The sequence below is a fragment of the Saliphagus sp. GCM10025334 genome (assembly GCF_042663485.1).
In the GTDB taxonomy this organism is placed as follows: Archaea; Halobacteriota; Halobacteria; order Halobacteriales; family Natrialbaceae; genus Natronosalvus.
In genome coordinates, this window is the sequence record NZ_JBHTAF010000002.1 from 752,253 (window position 1) to 771,539 (window position 19,287).

Consider the following 19,287-nt stretch of genomic DNA (forward strand, 5'->3'; position numbering starts at 1 on the left):
CCATTCTCGAGGCTGGAGATGCCGGACGCAGATTTATACCGGGGAACGTGGTAGATGGCCTCGGCATGAACCCCAGACAACTCCTCACCGGTGATCCCAAGCGGAGTTCGATGCTCTACCTCGGGATCGGCGCCATCTCGCTGCTGAAAGCGCTGGCGGTCCGCAACGACAAGCGGCGCTTCAAACGCGAACTGCTCGACGCCGCCCTGTTCCTCGGCGTCGGGATCGCGCTGCGCAAGTACGGCAGCCTCAGAGAGCAGAAACAACAGGAACTGCGCGAGTCCGTCCCCGACGTGCTCCTCCAGGCGCTCGAGGGCGACGGGAGCGGCGACGACTTCGCGTCGATGGCCAGAAAACGATTCGGCCGCGAGTCGGAGCCGGAACCCGAACCCTCGCTGCGGGATCGAGCGACGGGCTTCGTCCGCTCGTAAGTTCGTAGAAGCGTAGAATAGCCTCGAGCGAGGACCGAAAAAGCGTACCACCGTTTTTCAGGCTTCGACGAGCTTGTAGGCGCCGCCGTCGGTCTCGCCGTCCTCGGGAGCGGGCGCCCGCTCGGCGTAGTAGATGGCGCCGTCGGCGACCAGCGGCGTGCTCGTGACGACGCCGTCGTGGTCGACGCGCCAGACCGCCTCGCCGGTCTGTTTCTCGACGGCGTACAGCGTCCGGTCCTTCGAGCCGAAGACCACCCGGTCGGCACACACCGTCGGGCACCCCGTGAGCGCACTGTCGGTTCCGAAGCGCCAGTGCTCCTCGCCGGTGGCGGCGTCGAGCGCGTAGAGGTTGCCGTCGTGGCTCCCCGCGAAGACGACCCCGAGGCTCGGGTCGATCCCCGGGCCCGTCATCGAGAGCCCGCCCGTCTCGACCGACCAGTCCTCGGTGCCGTCCTCGAGGTCGACCCGGTAGATCCGCCGGTCCCACGAGCCGAAGTAGGCGCCACCGTCGTAGGTGGCGATCGGTCCCTTTATTTCGCCGTCGGTGTCGTTGTCGGGGTCGGTCTCGAACGTCCACTCGAGCTCGAGTTCCGGATACTGCCAGCCGTAGAGCACGCCGTCGTTGGCGCCGACGACCAGCCGGCCGGCGTTGGGGTCGATCGCGGGCGTCGAATGAGGGTGGTCAGTGGGCCGGCTCTCGGCGTCCTCCCACAGGACCTCGCCCGTGTCGGGGTCGACGGCGAACATACTACCCTCCGGGTCGGGGTACTCGACGGCCACGAAGACGCGCTCGCCGTCGAAGACCGGGCTCGAGCCGATCGACCCGCCCAGCTTCTCGGCCCACACCTCGTCGCCCGTTTCGAGGTTGAACGCGTAGAGGACGCCGTCGTAGGCGCCGATGAAGACGGTGTCTTCAGTGACGACGGCCGTCCCATGGATACCGTTGCCGTCCGTATTGGTGTCGGCCTCCCACAGCACCTCGCCATCGGCGGTGAGTGCCGTGACGATGCCGGTGTCGCCCGGCATCACGAGGCCGCCGTCGGGCGTCGGCGTCGCGCTGGCTTTCGCCGCGCTGTGATCGCCGGTGTTTACCTCTGGGAGGCGCCAGGCCTGCTCGACCGCGTCGGGGATCCTCTCCTGGGGGCGATACCCCCAGTTCTCGAGCGATTCGCGGAACTGGGCGACGCCGTCAGGGTACGTCGCCCGGAGGGGATCGTCGACAGGCTCGATCAGGGGGTCGTCTTCGGTGACGTTGTCGTTGCCGTTGCCGTTCCCGTCACGATTACCGGCGTTTGGCGTCGAATCGTCGGATTTCGACTGGTCGAGACAACCGGCGGTTGCCGCCGCGAGACTCGCGCCGCCGAGTCGGAGGACGCGTCGTCGGGAGAGGCCTTGCATTACGAGAGCAGTTTTACTCGAGTGGCATGAACGTTCGCCTCGAGCGCCTCAGTGCGCTCACCGGTGGTAATTTCGAGGTGACCGACGACCGTCCGCGAGCGGAGCGCTACCCGGATATCGGCTCGAGTTCGGCCGTGAAGTGACGGAGTTCGGGTACCTCGGGTTCGGTTTTGATTTCGAGGCCCGTCGCCTCGTCGGCCCGTTCGAGGACGGCCGCCGCGGCGTCGGCGACGTGCTCGAAGTGTTCGCGGTGGTAGGTCCGGCGGGGGACCGCCAGCCGGACGAGTTCCGGGCGATCGGTGCCGGGGAATGCGAAGCTCCCGAGTTCGACGCCGCGGACACCGCCCTCGCGGTAGAGTTCACAGACCAGCACCTGTCCGGGGAAGTCGCTCGACTCGAGGTGCGGGAAGACGGCCTCGGCGTCGAGGTAGACCGCGTGACCTCCAGTAGGGGTGTAGACGGGAACGTCCCGGTCCTCGAGCAAGGTTGCGAGTGTCCGAATGCTCTCGATGCGGTCGGCGACGTAAGCTTCCTCGACGGCCTCCCGGAGGCCGACCGCCAGGGCCTCCATGTCTCGCCCGGCCATGCCGCCGTAGGTGGGAAAGCCTTCGTAGAGGATCGCCCGCTGTTTGCAGCGGTCGGCTAGCACCTCGTCCCGGGTGGCGACGAACCCGCCGACGTTCGAGAGGCCGTCTTTCTTCCCGCTCATCACCAGCGCGTCGGCATACCCCAGTTGTTCGCGGGCGACGTCGGCGACCGACGCCTCGGCGTAGGCGGCCTCACGCTCGGTGACGAAGTAGGCGTTCTCCGCGAAGCGACAGGCGTCGATGACGAACGTGGCGTCGATCTCGTCGGCGAACTCGGCGACCCGGCGGGTGTTCTCGACGCTCACCGGCTGACCCGCCGCCGAGTTGTTCGTGATCGTCTGGATTACCACGGGGACGCGGTCGGCGCCCACCTCCTCGACGACCTCGCGGCCGCGCTCGATCGAGAAGTCGCCCTTGAAGTCACCAGGGGCCCCGGGGTCGGTCGCCACCTCGACCGGGCAGTCGACCGGGTCGGCGCCCTGGTTGGCGACGTGGGCCCGCGTCGTGTCGAAGTGCGTGTTGTTCAGGGCGACGTCCCCCTCCTCGAGCAGGGTGCCGTAGAGGACGTTCTCGGCCCCGCGCCCCTGGTGGGCGGGGACGACGTGGGGAAAGCCCATAACCTCGGACACCGCGGCCTCGAGTCGTCGGAAGCTCTTCGACCCGGCATAGGACTCGTCCCCGCGGAGCAGGGCCGCCCACTGGTCCTCGCTCATCGTTCCCGTCCCGCTGTCGGTCAGCAGGTCGATGAAGACGTCCTCGGCGTCGAGGTTGAAGACGTTGTAGCCCGCCTCCTCGAGGGCGCGCTCGCGATCGCCGCGAGAGGGGAGGTTGATCGGTTCGACCATCGTCGACTTGTAGTGTACCATATCCCGTCCTGGGGTGCGCCGATAGTTCAATGCATCTGCGGGTTTCTGGGGACTATCCGCCCCGAACGTACACCGGGCGACGAATCGGGGCTTCGAGGCGCGTCCTGTAGTCGCGGGAGGTGGCCTGGTCGGCACGCTCGAGACGCCGACCAGTCGAGCCAAAGTGGGCCAGCAATCAGGGCTCGAGGCGATACCGGATCGTCCGCGCACCGTCGAACCGGGGGCCCGACCCGTTGTGGCCGAAGCCGAGTTCCTCGGCGGCCTCCTCGACTGCCCCGTGGCCGTCCGGAACGAGTACCTCGACCGCCATCCCCTCACACTCGGCGAAGCGAACGGGTTCGGCCAGCAGGCGCTCGCAGGCGGCCTCGGTGCCGTCGATCTGGGTGACGTGGACGGTGTCGCCCTGGGCGTCGAAGCTGACGAATCCGAGGAGGTCCTCGGGATTGGACTTGCCGTACTGCGAGGCGTCCGCGTCGCTCGCGTCGTCCGCGGGTGGGACGTCGGCGTTCGGGTCGTGGGTACCGTCCTCGGCCACGCGCACCGTCCGGTCGTGGACGAGGTTCCGGGCCACGTCGGTCGGAGCGTCGGCGATGGCGGCAATCGCGTCGGCGTCGGCCTCGAGGGCATCCCGTACGTTCATTACTGTTTGTCAATGCCACGCACGAATATAAATCCGACGAGCCACGGACACCGCCGTGACCCACCGTCGACGCGGCCACTTTCTTGTGACCCGAGCGCGAATCCCGCGACATGAACGACGCGTCGGCGGTAGACGAAACTCGCTGTGCGTTCTGTGGACACGCGTGCCCGCTCGAGCCGGTTACCGGAGACGACGAGGGAGCGGACCCGGACCGGGTCTTCTGCTCGCGCGCCTGCCGCGACGCTTTTCGGGAGAACGAAGACGGGTCCCGGAAAGAAAACGGACACCGAACGCTCGAGACGGGCGTCGCCGCCCTCGAGGCGAGCCTCCCGCAGGGGCTCCCGCGCAACTCCTTCGTCCTCCTGGTGGGCAACTCCGGGACGCGCGAGGAGGCCATCCAGGCCGAACTGGTCTGGCGCGCGCTCGAGCGCGGCGAACCGGCGATCGTGGTGGCGTTCACCGAACCGCCCACGTCGGTCGTCGAGAACTTCCTCGCGATGGACTGGAACGTCCTCCCCTACCTCGAGTCCGGCCAGCTTCGCGTCCTCGACTGCTTTACCTCCCGGATGGACGACCCTGAACGCCTCCACGACCGGATGACCGAGTGGAACACCCACCTGCGGCGCGTCGTCGAGCCGCAGACGGCCACCGTCCGCGATCCGAGCGACGCCCACGAAGTGCTGAACGTCCTCGACAACGGCCTCGAGGCCCTCGAGATGATCGAGACGGGGCTGGTCGTCGTCGACTCCATCGCGGAGTTCGCCTCGCTCGTCCAGCCCGTCCAGGCCTACGACTTCGTCCGGGACGCCCGCGCCGAGGTCTGCAAGGGCCGGTTCGTGCCGCTGATCGCCGGGGGAACGGTCGCGGGCGGCGAGGAGGTCTTCCCCCGGAACCTCGCGTACGCCGTCGACGGCGTAATCGACCTCGCGCTCGACAACTCGATCGTCGAGGACACACTCTTTCGTCGGCTCCGGGTGCGCAAACTCCGGGGCGTCCTCGCGATCAGCGAGTGGCACACCTACGAGTACACGAGCGGACTCGGTATGGTGACGTTCGATCCGCTCGAGGAACTCGAGGGCGACCGCGGTGACGGTGGTGGAGATTCGGACGACGGCGAGAGGACGGGCGACGACGGCGGAACGATCGGGAGGGGCGGCGACAAATCGAGCGGGACAGACGACGAGACGAGCGGGACGAACGGCCCGCGAGACGACGTCGATGGAAGCGAACGCATCGACGAGCCCCAAGTCGAGGAACGGAACAGCTAACTGCTCCAGCCGAAATCCTCCGCCAATGCCCTTCGGTGTCGACGAAGCCGGCAAAGGCCCCGTCTTCGGGTCCATGTTCGCCGCCGCGGTCTGGGCCCCGACTCGAGACGCTCTCCCCGACGGCGTCGCCGACTCCAAGCGCCTCTCGCCGAAGCGGCGGGAGACCCTGGCCGAGACCATCCGCGCGGACGCTCGACTTCGTGTCGGCGTCGCCGAAATTACTACCGACCAGATCGACGCCCCAGACACCGACATGAACGGCCTGACCGTCGAGGCCCACGCGAGCGCGCTCGAGGCGGTCGCTTCCGAGTGTGACGAACCCATTCGGAAATCGACGACGGCCCACTGCGACGCCTGCGACACCGATGCCAAGCGATTCGCTCGCCGGGTCGCCGACGCCTGCACCCTCGAGGCCACGGTCGAGGCGACCCACGGCGCCGACGACGACGACCCGCTCGTGGGCGCCGCGAGCATCGTCGCCAAGGTCGAACGTGACGCCCACGTCGCCGCCATCGCCGACGAGTACGGCGAGGTCGGCAGCGGCTACCCCTCCGACCCGACCACGCGGGCGTTTCTCGAGGAGTACGTCGCGAGATGTGGAGCGTTGCCGCCGTTCGCCCGCGCGTCGTGGTCGACCTGCGCCGACGTGCTCGCCGACGCCGAACAGACCGGACTCGGGCAATTTTGACGTACCCCCGCCCGAAATACGCCGGTATGAGCGAAGACGAGGTCGCTCGAACCCTGCATACCTACGAATCGGACGCCGACGCCTACGTCGAGAAGTACCGCACCGAGTCGGTGCTCGCCCGGTACGGAGAGGCGTTCCTCGAGGCGCTCGAGACCACCGGCGGGACGCGCGTCTTCGACGTCGGCTGTGGTCCCGGCATGGACTCGGCGGCGCTCGAGGCCCGCGGATACGACGTCGTCGGCCTGGATCCCACCGAGTCGTTCCTCCGGGCGGCGACGGAGGACGTCCCGTCGGCGTCGTTCCTCCGGGGCGACATGCGCGCACTCCCGGTCGCGACCGGCGCGGTCGAGGGCCTCTGGGCGTGCGCGTCGTTTCTCCACGTCCCCCGGGCAGACGCGCCCGCGACGCTCCGCGAGTTCCGACGGGTGCTCGACGCCGACGGCGTCCTGTACCTCTCCGTAAAGAGACCCGACCTGGCCGCCCGCGACGAGAGCGACCGCCACTTCGAACCCTACCAGCCGAGAGCGGTCCGCGACCTGCTCGAGGCAGCCGGGTTCGAACGGGTGACGGTGACCGAACTGGACGGGTGGGTCTCCGCGCTCGCTCGCACGCCCTCTCGATAGCAATCGACTTTTTGGGCCCCGCGTCGTAGCGCTACCCATGGGATACGTCTGTCCGATCTGTGAGGCGGGCGTCACCGACGGCCGCCAGCTCGCCGACCACCTCGCCGTCACCGCGTCGCTCGGTCGCACGGCTCACCTCGAGTGGCTCGAGGAGCACGTCCCCGACTGGGGCTCGAGAACGCGGGACGAACTCGCCGACGCCGTCGTTCCACACGCGCTCGAGGTCGAGTTACCGGTCTCGGAAGACGCTCCCGAGGGGCCGGGTTCGGTCGCGCAGTCGGGGCAGGGGGCGGGCGCAAGGAACCAGCAGGACTCGAGGAGCCCGAAAGACCCCAGGCTCGAGGACGCAATCGCCCGACAGGCGCAGGAACCGGGGCGAGGAGACGTGACCGCCGAAACCAGGGACGTCCTCGAGGAGGCGAGGGCACTGACGGCTCGAATGGAGGGCGACACTACGGGTGACGAGGACGACCCGAAGGCACGCCTCGAGGACGAGACCGGAAACGAAAACGCGTAACTATCCTCCCTTCGACCCTCTCGACATGCACACCGTCGGTACATTCGCCCCCGAGACGCTCGAGGACGCGAGCGAGCAGTACGAATCGGTGGGCCCCGCTGCCCAGACCGTCGTCCGCGAGGTCGCCAAATCCATGGACTTCGACCGCGAAGAGTACGCCAACCGCGTCTCGAGCGACGTGGTGGAGACGGCTCGAGACGCCCTGTTCGCGAGTTTGCTCGAGGTTCGCGTCGGCACCCGCGAGGAGTACGAGGACTGGCACGAGGAGTACGACGGCGAGGTGATCGAAGCGGGGAGCGAGCACGTCGACCACGTGGTCTGGCACGCCGCCCCGACCGGCGAGGCCGTCGCCGCCACCTTCCACGAGAAGGAGGAGGCTGCCATCGCGACACTTCGACGCCAGGCGTTCGGGCGACTGTACCGCGACCAGCTCTAGTACCCTTCCAAGCGTCGACGGCCCATCGGCGATCGGGTGACGGAGCGCGTCGCCTGGAGCGAAACTTCGAACGTCCGAGAGAACCATATCGGGTACTCGAGCGGCAGAGAGCGCGTGCACCAGCGTCTCGAGGTCGCGGCGTTCGTGGAGCGACGAGACGCGGAAACCGGCACGCACAAATGACGACGATCAGGACGAGTTCGGGCCTGAACTCGAATCCGAAGCCGAACGTGAACTCGAACGCGAACCCAAATCCGAACTCGAGTCGTCGACCACTTCGAACGACGTCCCGCCGCAGCGACACCCCTCTCGTCGCCCAATCGGGCGGATTTTTTCGTCAGACCACCGCTCCGCCGCGTACGCCGCCCCGCAGGACGTGCAGATCGCCGCTACTTTCTGCACGCGTTCGCGCTCGTGATCGCTGTCGACGCTATCTTCGTCTTCACCTGCGACTTCGTCTGACGCCGATTCGGCGGCGTCGTCTCCCGCAACCTGGTCGTCCATGTGGGCCCCTAGAGGGGCCACAACGGGATAGCAACCATGCGGTGACTTCGAGGGTGTTTATATAAGCGTGCTGGCGCGTTTCACGGCCTGCGTTCGCTATCACTTGCGCGGGAGCGTTCTCGAGACGACGGAGCGCCGCGGAGCGCCGGCGGAACGCCAGCGAAGCGCCGGCGAGGCGACGATGAAGCAACGACGAAACGCGTATCCTCCGTCGGTTCCGATAGTCGACTAATGCGTCGACGGACCCTCCTCCTCGTCTCGGCCTTCGTGCTCGTGCCGCTCGTTCTCCTGGTCGTCCTCGGCGCCGTCCCCTCGCTGATCGGCGGTGGGGACGTCTACTACGTGGTCGCGAGCGAGGTCGACCTCGAGGACGGCGAACCGCCCGAAGAGAACGTCACGGGGACGATCGCCGCCGAGAACCTCTCGGAGAACCGCTTCCCGTACACGACGGGCGCGCTCGAGGACGGTCGCTCGGCGGCCTACGAGGAGGGGCGATTCGGCTTCGAGTCGGCGTTCACGCACACGCCGTTCGACGAGTTCTCCGAGTTCGAGACGTGGAACCGCGCAGCGACCGACCCCGAGGCGGACGTGGTCTACCTCGAACAAAACGGTACCTACTACCGCCTCGAGATCACACCAGCTAGCGATGTCGATGGACCCTGACGACGCGGACGACGGGGAAGCCGACGCCGACCCGGGTGCCACCGAGGATACACCGGCGTGGCCCGTGCTCGAGTCGAGGACCGAGTACGAAACCGGCTGGTACGACGGCGGCTACGACCTGGTCGAACAACCCGACGGCTCCGAAAAACGCTACTACTGGGCCGACCTCCCCCCGGCGGTGGTGATCGTCGCCGCGACCGACGAGTCGATCCTGTTCGTCGAGCAGTACCGCCCCGCGGTTCGGGAAACACACCTCGAATTACCCGCTGGAATCGTCGAAGAAGGCGAGTCCTACACCGCCGCGGCCGCGCGCGAACTCGAGGAGGAAACCGGCTTTCGCCCCTCGAGTCTCGCCCTCTTGCAAGAGTATCGCGTCGCGACGGGCGTCCTTCGCCACGACCGTGGCGTGGTCTACGCGGAGGGGCTCGAACCCGGCGAGCGCGACCTGGACGGCAACGAGTTCCTCGAGGTGCGGACGATTCCGAAGGGAGAGGCGCTGGCTCGAGCGCGCGAGCACCCGGCGAACGACTCGACGCTGAGCGCGCTGTTGCTGGCCCGCGAAGATGGGTTGCTCTAGGGGCCAAGAGTATCGTTTAACCCGCTCGAGAACCAATCCCGACCAACACGATGGACGGCGAAATCTCCACCGACGACGTCTCGGCACTGCTCGAGTCCGACGCCGATGTACGGATCGTCGACATTCGCGACCAGGCAAGCTTCAAACGCGGCCACATTCCCGGCAGTGAAAACGTCCCCTTCCACGAGTTGACGGCCAGGATCGAGGACTTCGACGACGCCGACCGGATCGTCACCGTCTGCCCGCACGGGCAGGCGAGCGTCCAGGCGGCACGACTCATCGGCTCCTACGAGGGGAGCGCAGATGCCCGCGTCGAGAGCATGGCCGGGGGACTCGAGGCCTGGGCCGAGGCCTACGAGCTGTCGGCCGACGACGGCGAGGGCGACGAGCGAAACGAGCGAGACGGACGAAGTGAGCGAAACGAAGGCACACACGGTACTCGGGAGAACGCCGACTCGAGTGCGCCGTTCTGATTCTCGGTCGGAGTCGCCAAGGTTGTCGTGGCGACGATCATTGCACCAGCCGGCCGAATCGGTCTGAGAGACACACCTCCGGCGAAGCGAGCGTCGGACGACACCCCTCCGGTAGTAACGACCCTGACTATGACGGCCGAACGACCTTCCCTGTGAATGATGCACACACGAATGGTCTGCTTCCGCATCGCACCACAATGGGACAGACCGTCAGGATTTCAGCGGGCTGAGAACCGCACCAGCACCCGGCCACACCCCCCACGTGGCCGGTTTTGCTGTCGGCGTATTCGAGTCCTCGAGTTGTGGTCAGAACGCGACAGAGGTATCGAGCGACGCGACTCGAGGCGTGACTCGAAAAGCGTCACGTGAAAACGAGAGCAGCGCCCCCGCTTGAGCCGTCGGCGAAACGAAAAACCGCATCGCAGGTGCTAGTTTCGTTCGGTTCACGATCCGCCGTGGATCGGAAGTCCAGTCAGCGCATCGACGGTCAGGCGACGTTGAACCCGCGATCGCGGAGGAAGTCCTCGATGCGGCCGCGGTGGTTACCCTGGAGTTCGATGTGGCTGTCCTCGACGGTCCCGCCACAGGCGAACTTCGATTTCAGATCCGACGACAGACTGTCGAGATCGACGTCTTTGGGGTCGAATCCTTCGATGACCGTTACCTCTTTACCGTATCTGCGCTCGTCAATGCGGATGGTGAGTTGCTGCTGGCCCTTGGCCACGTCCTCGCAGACGCAGAGTTCCTGAGGCAGCCCGCACGTCGAGCAGACTTCCGACATTACGTTCGCCCGTACGGAATGAGCATATTAAACACTATCGGGACCGCAACCGTCTTCCGCCTCCAGCGGCCGGACGCTCGACCCGTCGCCGCCCGAAGCTGCCTGACAACCGATGGGATTTTCCCGTCTGCGCGTCCAGGGTGTTGGCATGAACTATCGCACAGTCGAACCGACGGGAGAGTACGTCGCCAGCCTCGACCACGGCGCCGACTGGCGGGCCGAGATCGAGTCGCTCGCGACCGAGGTCGACGCCGACGCCGCCTGGTTCACCGCCCTCGGCGCCGTCCAGGACGCCGAAATCTGGTTCTACGACCAGGATACGCTCGAGTACGAACCCGTAACCTTCGACGAACCGCTCGAGGTTGCCAGTTGCGTGGGGAACGTCTCCTGGCTGGAGGGTGATCGGTTCGCCCACACTCACGCCGTCCTCTCGCGACCCGACGGTACGGCCCTCGCGGGCCACCTGAACGCCGCGACCGTCTTCGCGGGCGAGGTGTACATGCGCATCTTCGAGGAACCCCTCGAGCGCGAGCACGACGAGACTACCAACCTCGACCTCTGGCTCTAACATGCGGGCCGAGGACGAGCGCTACTTCGAGACGCTCGAATCCCAGCTCGAGGAAGCCATGGACGTCGCCGAGACGGCCAAACAACGGGGCGACGATCCGAAACCCGAAGTCGAGATTCCGGTCGCCAAGGACATGGCCGACCGCGTCGAGAACATTCTCGGAATCGACGGCGTCGCCGAGCGGGTGCGCGAACTCGAAGGGCAGATGTCCCGCGAGGAGGCCGCTCTCGCGCTCGCGGAGGACTTCGCCGACGGCTCCGTCGGAGACTACGAGACGAAAGCCGGGAAGGTCGAGGGGGCCGTCCGCACGGCGGTCGCGCTCCTGACCGAAGGGGTCGTCGCCGCGCCCATCGAGGGCATCGACAAGGTCGAGATTCTCACCAACGACGACGGCACCGAGTTCGTCAACGTCTACTACGCGGGGCCGATTCGTTCCGCGGGCGGGACCGCCCAGGCCCTCTCGGTGCTGGTCGCGGACTACACTCGCGCGCTGGTCGGCCTCGAGACCTACGAGGCTCGCCAGGAGGAGATCGAGCGCTACGCCGAGGAGATCGGCCTCTACGACAAGGAGACCGGGTTGCAGTACTCGCCGAAGGACGAGGAGACGAAGTTCATCGCCAAACATCTCCCAATCATGCTCGACGGGGAGGCCACGGGCGACGAGGAGGTCTCAGGCTTTCGGGACTTAGAGCGCGTCGACACCAACTCCGCTCGCGGCGGGATGTGTCTGGTGATGGCCGAAGGGATTGCCCTCAAAGCCCCCAAGATTCAGCGCTATACGTCCCAGCTCGAGGAGATCGACTGGCCGTGGCTCCAGGATCTGATCGACGGGACCTATTACGATGACGCTGAGGCAGACGGCGAGGAAGAAGGAGGCGATGACGACGAGGTCGACGAAACGGAAGCGTCGGACGACGGTGACTCGAGTCCCGATTCCGTCGCGGACGGAGACGAAGACCAGCCCACGGGCCCACCCCGCGTCGAACCCGCCACGAAGTTCCTCCGGGACCTGATCGCCGGCCGTCCTGTCTTCTCCCACCCCTGCGCGGAGGGTGGTTTTCGCCTGCGCTACGGCCGCGCGCGAAACCACGGCTTCGCGACCGCGGGCGTCCACCCCGCCTCGATGCACATTCTGGACGACTTCCTCGCGACGGGTACCCAGATCAAGACCGAGCGCCCCGGCAAGGCCGCCGGAGTGATTCCCGTGGACAGCATCGAAGGGCCCACCGTTCGCTTGGCCAACGGTGACGTCCGACAGATCGACGACGTCGAGGAGGCCCTCGAGGTCCGCAACGGGATCGAGAAGATCCTGGACGCCGGCGAGTACCTGGTCAACTACGGCGAGTTCGTCGAGAACAATCACGCACTCGCGCCCGCCGCCTACGCCGTCGAGTGGTGGGTCCAGGACCTCGAGGCCGCGGGCGCGGACGTCCAGGCGCTCGAGGACGACCCCCGAATCGACCTCGAGGACCCGCCCGCCGAGCAGGTCCTCGAGTGGGCCCTCGAGTACGACGCCCCGCTCCATCCGAAATACACCTACCAGTGGCACGACCTCTCGGTCGCGGCGTTCGACGGACTCGCCGAGGCCGTCAGCGACGGGACGGTCGAGGGCGAAGGTGAGACGCTCGTCCTCGAGCACACCGACGCCGTCCGCGAGGCGCTCGAAACGATCGTCGTCGAACACCGTCAGCGCCCCGACCGGATCGAGGTCGACGACTGGGAGCCGTTCGTCCGCAGTCTGGGACTGACGACGGACCTCGAGCGCACCTGGTCGCTCGAGGACCTGAGCGAACGGGCGCGCACCTGGGGGGTAGACGAGGACGGTGACAACGCCATCGAGGCGGTCAACGAGGTCGCGCCCGTCGCGGTTCGCGAGCGCGCGCCGACCCGCATCGGCACGCGGATGGGCCGACCCGAGAAGTCCGAGCGCCGGGACCTCAGCCCGCCCGTCCACACCCTCTTTCCCATCGGCGAGGCCGGCGGCGCCCAGCGCAACGTCGCCGACGCCGGCAAGTACGCCGAGACGATGAGCGACACGCCCGGCGTCGTCGAACTCGAGATCGGGCGCAAGCGCTGTGAGGCCTGCGGCGAGGAGACGTTCAAAAATCGCTGTCCCGAGTGCAACGAGCGGACCGTCCCCGACTACGAGTGTCCCTCCTGTGAGTCCCGGGTCGACCCGGACGAGGCGGGTCGCGTCGAGTGCGACCGCTGTGAAATTGAAGCCACCTGCGTCGAATACACCGAAGTCGACATCCACGAGGTCTACCGGGACGCTCTCGAGGCCGTCGGCGAGCGCGAGAACGCCTTCGAGATCCTCAAGGGTGTGAAGGGGCTCACCTCGACGACCAAAGTGCCCGAACCGATGGAGAAGGGCATCCTCCGGGCGAAACACGACGTTTCGACGTTCAAGGACGGCACCGTCCGCTACGACATGACCGACCTCCCCGTGACGGCCGTCCGGGCCAGCGAACTCGACGTGACGGTCGGCCAGCTCGAAGCGCTGGGGTACGAGGCGGACGTCCACGGCGAACCGCTGACCCACGAGGACCAGCTGATCGAACTCAAGGTCCAGGACATCGTCCTCTCGGACGGCGCGGCCGAGCACATGATGCAGACCGCCGATTTCATCGACGACCTGCTCGAGCAGTACTACGGGCTCGAGCCGTTCTACGAGATCGACGATCGCCAGGAACTCGTCGGCGAGCTAGTATTTGGTATGGCACCGCACACCTCCGCAGCTACTGTCGGGAGAGTGACCGGTTTCACGAGCGCCGCCGTCGGCTATGCGCACCCGTTTTTCCATGCAGCAAAAAGACGCAACTGTGACGGGGATGAAGATTGTGTGATGCTTCTCATGGACGGGTTGCTGAACTTCAGTATCAGCTTCTTGCCAGACAAACGGGGCGGCCGCATGGACGCCCCCCTCGTCATGTCCTCGAGGATCGACCCCTCCGAGATCGACGACGAGGCCCACAACATGGACGTCGTCTCCCGCTATCCTCGCGAGTTCTACGAGGCCACCCTCGAGCAGGCCGACCCCGGCGACGTCGAGGACATCGTCGAAATCGCGGAGGATACGCTGGGAACCGACCGCGAGTACACCGGCTTCGGGCACACCCACGACACCACCGACATCGCCATGGGGCCGGACCTCTCCGCGTACAAGACGCTCGGATCGATGATGGACAAGATGGACGCCCAGCTCGAGCTGGCGCGCAAACTCGAGGCCGTCGACGAGACGGACGTCGCCGAGCGGGTCATCGAGTACCACTTCCTCCCTGATCTTATCGGCAACCTGCGGGCGTTCTCGCGCCAGGAGACGCGGTGTCTCGACTGCGGGGAGAAGTTCCGTCGGATGCCCCTGACCGAGGTCTGCCGGGAGTGTGGCGGCCGCGTCAATCTGACCGTCCACAAGGGGTCGGTCAACAAGTACATGCAAACGGCCATCGACGTCGCCGAGGAGTACGGCTGTCGGGACTACACCAAACAACGGCTGGAGGTGCTCGAGAAGTCCCTGGAGAGCGTCTTCGAGAACGACAAGAACAAGCAAAGCGGTATTGCGGACTTCATGTGACCGTGACCGTCGAACCAGGCCCGCTCGAGGTTCGCCTCCGCGATCGGTTCGGCGGCACCGTTGGGGAATCTCGAGTCGTCGTCCGCCAGGCCGTCGACCTCGCGGATTCGGGACTGTACGAGGCCGACGTGGGTACCGAGTTGACCACCGAGGCGGTGCTCGAGGAACTCGCGGATGCACCCCACGGGAGCCCGGCCGATCGGTGGAACTGGTGGATTGGCTCGCTCGAGGTCGCCTACGGGGGGTACGGCCAGTTCGGGATTCAGCGCTACCGCGACGGCTGAGACGCATCCCGGACGACGGCAGTCGCCAGGATTGCTATAGAAAGTATAGTTTTAGACTGGGCCGGCCACCGGGTCGAGCGTCACGCCATCGAATACCTCGAGAGCAACGTGAACGGCAGCGTATCGGAGTCGAGCTACCCGTGAAGACGACCAGACACATGCGCACACAAGATACATCTCCGCCTCGCTAGTACCGGCAGGTATGGGTGGACGACAGTCAGCACTCGACGAAACCGACCGGGGGATCCTCCACATGCTACAAATAGACGCCCGGAACAACAGAGCCAGGGAGATCGGGGAGGCCGTGGGCGTCTCTGCGAGCACCGTCCGGAATCGAATCGAAGCGCTCGAGGACGAGGGCGTGATCAGGGGATACGTCCCGAAGATCGACTACGAGCGGGCGGGCTATCAGCTGTCGATCCTCTTCACCTGCACCGCCAGCGACCCGTCCGAGCCGCTCACCGAGGACTTACTGGAGAAACACGGCGTCGTCTCCGTTCGGAAGCTACTCGCCGGTCGAGAGAACTATCACATCAGAGTCGTCGGTACGGACACGAACGACGTGTCGAACATCGCGAACTCGATCCGTGAGTACGGCCTCGAGATCGTTCGATCGGAGGTACTCGACGACGAGTACGTCCAGCCGTTCGATCACTTCGGCAAGGATGTTCCCTCGGGAGAGGGCTGAGAAACGGTCACCCTCCAATTTCAATTTATTTTCTGTGGAATAAGCAGCGTTCGGCGGTAAAATACAGATCTCCCGGAACTGGTGGAGGGATTTATACGTATCCACCGGCTGCCTAACAGTGATGGAAACCGCTACACCTACGCAATCAGTCTCCTCCAGCTCGCCCGTCACGACCGTCGTCGAACTCATCGCCGACCGGGAAGGAACGGATCCGATGGAGCTACGGCCGCCGCTTTACGACGTGATCGATCCCGAGGCACTCAACGCGCTCTTCGCGCCGACGAGTCGCGGCCGACCGCGCGGGTCCGGCGAAGTTTCGTTCGAGTACCTGGGGTACGACGTCACCGTCCGGGGGGACGGGGACGTTTCCGTAAAAAACACTACCGAACGGTAGCGACCACGAGCGGTCGTGGCGGTCGGGCCGGATCCATTATTCACTCGGGTCACACGCCCACAGCGGTGAGTGAGCCGTCCGATGGCTCAGATATCCCTCGGCCCGGCGCTCGCTAGCTGTCCCAGCCGGTCACCGCGCTCTGGACGCGAAACCGCTCACGAACGGCGTGGTCCGCCCGCGCTCTGGACGCGCCAGCTCCCATCGAGACCGCAGGCTTCCCGGACCTCGTAGTCGATCTCGGTCTCCGGCCCGATTCGCGCCCCGCCGTCGACGGACTCGACGCGCAGGGGGACGTCGAGGGTGTTCCCGCAGCAGCCGACGCCGACGAACTCCTCCCAGACGTCGCCCGGTTCGGCCCGCTCGCGAGTCTTGCGGAGGAACGCTCCGAACGAAGGCTTCTCGACCTGAAACCGCCCCCAGTCCGAGAGGTCCTCGGGGTACGAGAGGACAAGTCGAGCAGCCGTCCGTGCGTCGGTCCCGTCCTCGTTCGGCTCCGTAACCGCGTCGCTCTCCGCGGCCCCGTCGCGCGCTGTACTCGTGTCACTCGAGTGTTTCATGTGACGACTACGCGCTCGAGCGTGATGACGGGTTCCGTTTCGTTCACCGATCCAGTACCTGAAATATCGTGATGGAATTGAGAAGGCTTACTTTCGCCGACGGTAACACCCAGGGTATATGGGGACTTTCGCGGTACCGGAAATCGATTACACCCGGTACACCAACCGCCAGCTGGCGGCGGTTCCACTCGCCGTCCTTGCATTCGCGTTGCTCGTTCTCCTCGGCGGCTACGTCGTCTACGGCACGCCGGTCGAGCTGGGCATGGACTTCGCCGGCGGAACCGAGTTGACGATCGAGACGACGAGTTCCGAAGCGGAGATCGAGGCCGCCTTCAGCGAGGAACCCGAGTCGGTTCAGTCGGTCCAGGCCACCGAAAACCAGTACCTCGTGCAGTTCGCGCCGACCGACGCGGACGTACAGTCGGAGGCGGAGTCGAACCTCGAGCCCGTCTCGGGTAACGACCAGGTCGTCCAGCTCTCGGCGGAGACGTCGGCGAGTTTCGGGGCGGCCGCCCAGCAGACGGCGCTGCTCGGCCTCGGAGCCGCGTTCGTCGGGATGAGCGTCATCGCGTTCGTCCTCTTCCGGACGTTCGTTCCCTCCATCGCCATCGTCATCTCGGCGTTTTCGGATCTCGTGATTCCACTCGCGTTCATGAACGTCCTCGGGATTCCACTGTCGCTCGGAACCGTCGCCGGACTCTTGCTGATCGTCGGGTACTCCGTCGACTCGGACATCCTGCTGAACAACCACATCCTCAGGCGAGGCGGTGACTTCTACGAGAGTACCCACCGGGCGATGCGCACCGGGATCACCATGACCGTCACGTCGATGGCGGCGATGCTGGTCATGGCCGTCGCCGCGTGGGCGCTCGGCGTCGAACTCCTGCTCTCGATCGGCCTGATCCTCACCGTCGGACTGGCTGCCGATCTGATGAACACCTACCTGCTGAACCTCAGCCTGCTTCGGTGGTACAAGTTCGAGGGGGTGGCCCGATGAGCGCCATCGGGTCGATCAAGGCGAACTGGCGCGTCCTGTTGTTGGTCGTCTTCCTCACGGGGGCGCTCCTCGCGCTGTTCGTCCCACCCGACATTGTCGGGGACAGCGAGGAAGCCTACGCTACCAACGAATCCGACTCGAGTATGCACAACCTCGAGTTTGGCCTCGGTCTCGACGGCGGGACGAAGATCAGCGCCCCGGTCACGGGGATGACCGTCGAGGAAGTCAGCGTCGACGCCGAGGGCACCCAGCTGGATCGACGCGGCCAGGAGATTCAGGCCACGGTTTCGGAGGAACTCGGCCTCGAGACCGGCGATGCGCTCGTCCGGACGGACCACCAGAACGGCGAGATCAGCGTCGAGGTCTTCACCGGGAACGTCACCGAAGCGGAGTTCGCCGCGGCGCTCCAGGAAGCCGGTCTCGACGTCACCGAAGACGACGTCAGGCAGGGCGTCACGCAGGCGACCCGCGACGACATCCAGACGACGATCGAGTTGCGGATCAACGAGGCCGGCCTCTCGGGCAGCCAGGTCTCCCAGGCCGAGATGGACGGCACCTACTACATCGTCACCGAGGCGCCCGCGATGACCACCGAGGAGCTTCGAGCCCTGCTCGAGTACCGCGGAATCGTCGAGATCGTGATGCACTACCCCGACGGCGAGGGCGGCCAGCAAAACGAGACGGCGCTCGTCCAGTCCGACTTCGGGAGCATCGGGACGGCATCGTACAACAGCGAGCAGGGGTACGACTACGTCCCCGTCTCGGTCAACCCCGGTCCCGCCGAGGAGTACCAGCAGGCGATGGTCGAGAACGGATTCACACAAAATCCCAGCAGTTGTAGCTACGGAAACCCCGACGCTGTGGGGTCGAACTACTGTCTGCTGACCGTCGTCGACGGCGAGGTCATCGACGCTCACAGCGTCGCGCCGACGCTCGCCTCGAGCATGGAACGCGGCGAGTGGGCCAACAGCGGCCAGTTCGAGATGATCACGCCCAGCCAGCAGGACGCCCAGACGCTCTCGATCAACCTCCGCGCTGGCGAGCTGCGCGCCCCGCTCGACTTCGACCGGGCCCAGACGTACATGATCAGCCCCGCGCTGGCCGAGCAGTTCAAGAACTACTCGCTGCTGATCGGGGTCCTGGCCGTGCTCACCGTCAGCGGCGTCGTCTACGTGCGCTACGGCGACCGGCGCGTCGCCCTCCCGATGATCGTCACCGCCCTCTCCGAGGTCGTCATCCTGCTCGGCGTCGCCGCCCTGTTGCGGATGCCCCTCGACCTCTCACACGTCGCCGGATTCATCGCCGTCGTCGGGACCGGCGTCGACGACCTGATCATCATCGCCGACGAGGTGTTAGACGAGGGCGACGTCAACTCGAGGCGCGTCTTCGAGTCCCGGTTCCGGAAGGCGTTCTGGGTCATCGGGGCTGCGGCGGCGACGACGATCGTTGCCATGTCACCCCTGGCGGTGCTCAGCCTGGGCGACCTTCGCGGGTTTGCTATCATCACAATCCTGGGCGTGCTCGTCGGGGTTCTCATCACGCGACCGGCCTACGGGGACATCCTGCGCCGGTTGTTGACCGACAAGTGAATCACCGTGTTCGCGTTTTTCCCGCCAGTCGTCTCGAGTTCTGTAATCAATACCGAACGCTCAGATCGGCTCTGGCGAAGAAGACTAATTCGGGCTGAGTCCGCGCTGCATACGCGGATAGAGGAACACCGTGTTCGGCACAACTAACTCTTCGAGAAGACAGAACTGGCGCCTGTGTGCAGTC

General features: G+C 66.0%; 22 protein-coding genes. 17 read left to right on the forward strand and 5 right to left on the reverse strand.

What is annotated here, in order from left to right; all coding sequences use genetic code 11:
- The first annotated feature begins 65 nt into the window (after positions 1 to 65).
- A complete protein-coding gene (locus ACFQO4_RS11990) occupies positions 66 to 431 on the forward strand; it encodes a hypothetical protein (protein WP_500261132.1) in 366 nt (121 codons plus the stop codon).
- A gap of 57 nt (positions 432 to 488) precedes the next feature.
- Here the strand turns inward: ACFQO4_RS11990 and ACFQO4_RS11995 are convergent, their stop codons facing one another.
- The 3 genes from ACFQO4_RS11995 to ACFQO4_RS12005 form a co-directional block, all read right to left on the reverse strand.
- Positions 489 to 1,829 carry an outer membrane protein assembly factor BamB family protein gene (locus ACFQO4_RS11995; RefSeq protein ID WP_500261133.1) on the reverse strand — a complete coding sequence of 447 codons (1,341 nt, stop codon included), beginning with the start codon at positions 1,827 to 1,829 and terminating at the stop codon, positions 489 to 491.
- A 106-nt stretch (positions 1,830 to 1,935) separates the two neighbouring features.
- On the reverse strand, positions 1,936 to 3,282 hold the full coding sequence (locus ACFQO4_RS12000) for a tryptophanase (protein WP_500261134.1): 1,347 nt from the start codon (positions 3,280 to 3,282) through the stop codon (positions 1,936 to 1,938).
- 175 nt (positions 3,283 to 3,457) lie between these two features.
- Complete coding sequence (locus ACFQO4_RS12005; protein WP_500261135.1) at positions 3,458 to 3,922, reverse strand: hypothetical protein; 465 nt, start codon at positions 3,920 to 3,922, stop codon at positions 3,458 to 3,460.
- A gap of 110 nt (positions 3,923 to 4,032) precedes the next feature.
- Between ACFQO4_RS12005 and ACFQO4_RS12010 the strand changes: the two genes are divergently transcribed.
- The 9 genes from ACFQO4_RS12010 (at position 4,033) to ACFQO4_RS12050 (ending at position 9,671) form a co-directional block, all read left to right on the forward strand.
- The gene (locus tag ACFQO4_RS12010; protein WP_500261136.1) at positions 4,033 to 5,190 is read left to right on the forward strand and encodes an RAD55 family ATPase; all 1,158 of its coding nucleotides are present in this window, start codon (positions 4,033 to 4,035) and stop codon (positions 5,188 to 5,190) included.
- Between the two features lie 25 nt (positions 5,191 to 5,215).
- Entirely contained in the window at positions 5,216 to 5,878 is a 663-nt protein-coding gene (rnhB, locus tag ACFQO4_RS12015) for a ribonuclease HII (protein ID WP_500261137.1), read from the forward strand.
- A gap of 26 nt (positions 5,879 to 5,904) precedes the next feature.
- Entirely contained in the window at positions 5,905 to 6,501 is a 597-nt protein-coding gene (locus tag ACFQO4_RS12020) for a class I SAM-dependent methyltransferase (protein ID WP_500261138.1), read from the forward strand.
- 37 nt (positions 6,502 to 6,538) lie between these two features.
- Positions 6,539 to 7,018, forward strand: coding sequence for a DUF5810 domain-containing protein (locus ACFQO4_RS12025; RefSeq protein ID WP_500261139.1), 480 nt, complete (start codon positions 6,539 to 6,541; stop codon positions 7,016 to 7,018).
- A 25-nt stretch (positions 7,019 to 7,043) separates the two neighbouring features.
- Complete coding sequence (locus ACFQO4_RS12030; RefSeq protein ID WP_500261140.1) at positions 7,044 to 7,454, forward strand: DUF5809 family protein; 411 nt, start codon at positions 7,044 to 7,046, stop codon at positions 7,452 to 7,454.
- Between the two features lie 571 nt (positions 7,455 to 8,025).
- A complete protein-coding gene (locus ACFQO4_RS12035; protein ID WP_500261141.1) occupies positions 8,026 to 8,190 on the forward strand; it encodes a hypothetical protein in 165 nt (54 codons plus the stop codon).
- A complete protein-coding gene (locus tag ACFQO4_RS12040; protein WP_500261142.1) occupies positions 8,190 to 8,621 on the forward strand; it encodes a hypothetical protein in 432 nt (143 codons plus the stop codon). The genes ACFQO4_RS12035 and ACFQO4_RS12040 overlap by 1 nt, the downstream gene beginning before the upstream one ends.
- A complete protein-coding gene (locus tag ACFQO4_RS12045; protein ID WP_500261143.1) occupies positions 8,605 to 9,198 on the forward strand; it encodes an NUDIX hydrolase in 594 nt (197 codons plus the stop codon). The genes ACFQO4_RS12040 and ACFQO4_RS12045 overlap by 17 nt, the downstream gene beginning before the upstream one ends.
- A 50-nt stretch (positions 9,199 to 9,248) precedes the next feature.
- Entirely contained in the window at positions 9,249 to 9,671 is a 423-nt protein-coding gene (locus ACFQO4_RS12050; protein ID WP_500261144.1) for a rhodanese-like domain-containing protein, read from the forward strand.
- A 487-nt stretch (positions 9,672 to 10,158) separates the two neighbouring features.
- Here ACFQO4_RS12050 and yciH read toward each other — a convergent pair whose 3' ends face one another.
- On the reverse strand, positions 10,159 to 10,452 hold the full coding sequence (gene yciH, locus ACFQO4_RS12055) for a stress response translation initiation inhibitor YciH (RefSeq protein WP_253431440.1): 294 nt from the start codon (positions 10,450 to 10,452) through the stop codon (positions 10,159 to 10,161).
- 148 nt (positions 10,453 to 10,600) lie between these two features.
- Between yciH and ACFQO4_RS12060 the strand changes: the two genes are divergently transcribed.
- The 5 genes from ACFQO4_RS12060 (at position 10,601) to ddfA (ending at position 15,960) form a co-directional block, all read left to right on the forward strand.
- The gene (locus tag ACFQO4_RS12060) at positions 10,601 to 11,020 is read left to right on the forward strand and encodes a PPC domain-containing DNA-binding protein (RefSeq protein ID WP_500261145.1); all 420 of its coding nucleotides are present in this window, start codon (positions 10,601 to 10,603) and stop codon (positions 11,018 to 11,020) included.
- 1 nt (position 11,021) lies between these two features.
- Positions 11,022 to 14,594 (forward strand): DNA polymerase II large subunit, encoded by a 3,573-nt coding sequence (locus tag ACFQO4_RS12065; protein WP_500261146.1) that lies wholly within the window; start codon positions 11,022 to 11,024, stop codon positions 14,592 to 14,594.
- A gap of 2 nt (positions 14,595 to 14,596) precedes the next feature.
- Positions 14,597 to 14,878 (forward strand): WNWW family protein, encoded by a 282-nt coding sequence (locus ACFQO4_RS12070; protein ID WP_500261147.1) that lies wholly within the window; start codon positions 14,597 to 14,599, stop codon positions 14,876 to 14,878.
- A 202-nt stretch (positions 14,879 to 15,080) separates the two neighbouring features.
- Positions 15,081 to 15,566 (forward strand): Lrp/AsnC family transcriptional regulator, encoded by a 486-nt coding sequence (locus tag ACFQO4_RS12075; protein ID WP_500261148.1) that lies wholly within the window; start codon positions 15,081 to 15,083, stop codon positions 15,564 to 15,566.
- Positions 15,567 to 15,687: 121 nt separating this feature from the next.
- A complete protein-coding gene (gene ddfA, locus ACFQO4_RS12080; protein WP_500261149.1) occupies positions 15,688 to 15,960 on the forward strand; it encodes a DdfA family disk-determining factor in 273 nt (90 codons plus the stop codon).
- A gap of 155 nt (positions 15,961 to 16,115) precedes the next feature.
- Here ddfA and ACFQO4_RS12085 read toward each other — a convergent pair whose 3' ends face one another.
- A complete protein-coding gene (locus ACFQO4_RS12085; protein ID WP_500261150.1) occupies positions 16,116 to 16,517 on the reverse strand; it encodes a DUF7968 family protein in 402 nt (133 codons plus the stop codon).
- 118 nt (positions 16,518 to 16,635) lie between these two features.
- Here ACFQO4_RS12085 and secF point away from each other — a divergent pair, with 118 nt between their 5' ends.
- Positions 16,636 to 17,514 carry a protein translocase subunit SecF gene (gene secF / locus ACFQO4_RS12090; protein ID WP_500261151.1) on the forward strand — a complete coding sequence of 293 codons (879 nt, stop codon included), beginning with the start codon at positions 16,636 to 16,638 and terminating at the stop codon, positions 17,512 to 17,514.
- A complete protein-coding gene (locus ACFQO4_RS12095) occupies positions 17,511 to 19,103 on the forward strand; it encodes a preprotein translocase subunit SecD (protein ID WP_500261152.1) in 1,593 nt (530 codons plus the stop codon). The genes secF and ACFQO4_RS12095 overlap by 4 nt, the downstream gene beginning before the upstream one ends.
- Positions 19,104 to 19,287: the final 184 nt, after the last annotated feature.